At 54.5% G+C, this 1,980-nt stretch carries 2 protein-coding genes; both read left to right on the top strand.

What is annotated here, in order from left to right; genetic code table 11:
- Positions 1-961, top strand: a 961-nt coding sequence (locus tag D5S03_RS12780; RefSeq protein ID WP_287044303.1) for an acyl-CoA dehydratase activase-related protein, incomplete at its 5' end; no start/stop codon positions are given.
- Between the two features lie 110 nt (positions 962-1,071).
- Positions 1,072-1,980, top strand: a 909-nt coding sequence (locus tag D5S03_RS12775; protein WP_287044301.1) for a CoA activase, incomplete at its 3' end; no start/stop codon positions are given.

The raw sequence follows: 1,980 nt of genomic DNA, 5'->3' as shown, positions 1-1,980 counted from the left end.
CCTGGAATGGGGCATACTCTGGGCCAATATTTTCTCGGAACTGGGCCTAAACGTCCTGTTCAGCCCGGCTACCAACCATGACATTGCTTCCACAGGGGTGGAATCCATGACCGCGGAGACCTGTTTTCCGGTAAAGGTCTTTCACGGCCATGTTAACCACCTGCAGCGCAGCCCGGCGGACTACCTTTTTCTGCCCAACCCCATTAATGTGCCTACCCCGGATGAAGACGGGGAAAGAGGGGTGCTCTGCCCCATGGTGGAAAGCTCCCAGTACATGGCTACTGCTGCCCTGCAGCTGGATGAAAGCAGGCTTATCCGTCCCACACTTTTCCTCAAGGAGGGAATTGAAAGCATAGCCCAGAACCTTTACAAGGCCTTGCCCCCCGGGCTTAAATTCCGGGAAAAGGAAGTGCAGAGGGCAGTGTCCCTGGCCTGGGTCAGGCAGATGGAGTTCAAGAAGACCATGCAGCAGAAAGGCCGGGAGATCATCTCCGGCCTGGATCAGACAAGCCCGGTTTGGGTGGTTACAGGAAGGCCCTACAACCTCTACGACGAAAGGCTAAACCTGCGCCTGGGACGTCAGCTGGCCAAGCTGGACATAACCGCCCTGCCCATGGATTTTGTGGACTTTGAGCAGGTGAACCTGCATGACTTTCCGCGAATGTACTGGGGCCTTGGCGGACGCATACTGCGCACAGCCAAGCTCATCGCCCAGAAGCCCAACTGGTTCGGGGTACACTTGACCAATTTCTCCTGCGGACCGGACTCCTTTTTAGAACATTTTTTCGGTCACATCCTGCAACAAAAGCCGCCACTGGTCCTGGAACTCGATGAACACAGCGCCGTGGCCGGGGTGCTTACCCGCATCGAGGCCTATAAAAACGTAGTCCAGAACATCCTCAAGGAGAACCTGGTCAAAAAAGAAAAAAGAACCTCTCTGGATCAGGCGGTGGGGCAGTAGCCGGGCATAAAGAGCCTGTATCCATCAGCGATTCAAGTAAAGCAGGCAGCAGTTAACATAAGACAGCAAAACGATGAACAGACACCAGAACCTTAAACCATAGTAATACCATGCAAGAACAACAATTCTTTGAAGAAAGACTGACCAAGAGCGTCGGCCAGTTTGACATAACAGGCAAGACTCTGCTCATGCCGGACATGTCCCCCTTCGGTTCCAGGCTTCTGACCTCCTGCTTCAGGGCCTACGGCATCCCGGCTCAGGTCATGCCCACCTACGACGGCCTGGAACTGGGCAAGGAGTTTACCTCGGGCAAGGAATGCTTCCCCTGCCAGGTAACCCTGGGAGACGTCCTTTACTACCTCAAGCAGGAAAAAGAGCGCCTGGGGGCAGAATTTTCCCCTGAGGACTACGTCTACTTCATGCCCGAGGCGGACGGGCCCTGCCGCTTCGGCATGTACAACAAGATGCACAGGCTGGTCCTGGACAAGTTCCCCGAGTTCGAAGATGTAAATATTACCTATCTGTCTTCAACGGATACATATTCCTCGTCCATGATCATGCCCGAGGAAAAATCCAAGCTTTTTCGGCGTCTGGCCTACGTGGCCACCATCATTTCCGACGTCCTGGACCGTGTGGTCTGGCGGGTCAGACCCTATGAAAAGGTCCCCGGCGAGACAGATGCCTTTATGGAAGGGGCCCTGCAGGAAATGCGGGACAAAATCGAATCCATCGGGGAAAGCCGGGACTTCAACGCCCTGTACACTCTGCTGGAAGACATAGTTAAACGCGCCGGCAAGCTCATGGATCCGGACAAGCCCAGGCGTCCCCTGATAGGAATAATCGGGGAAATTTATCTGCGCACCCACCCCCAGTCCAACCAGTATCTCATCAAGGAAATTGAAACCTATGGGGGTGAAGTGGTGGACGCTTCCCTCGGGGAATGGTTCAATTTCGTGGCTTACTCCAACCTGCGCGATACCCGGAGGCAATGGACCCAGTCCTGGAAAAAGGGTGACATT

Source organism: Desulfonatronospira sp. MSAO_Bac3 (genome assembly GCF_003838035.1).
In the GTDB taxonomy this organism is placed as follows: Bacteria; Desulfobacterota; Desulfovibrionia; order Desulfovibrionales; family Desulfonatronovibrionaceae; genus Desulfonatronospira; species Desulfonatronospira thiodismutans.
This window is presented reverse-complemented; position numbering and strand designations above follow the sequence as displayed.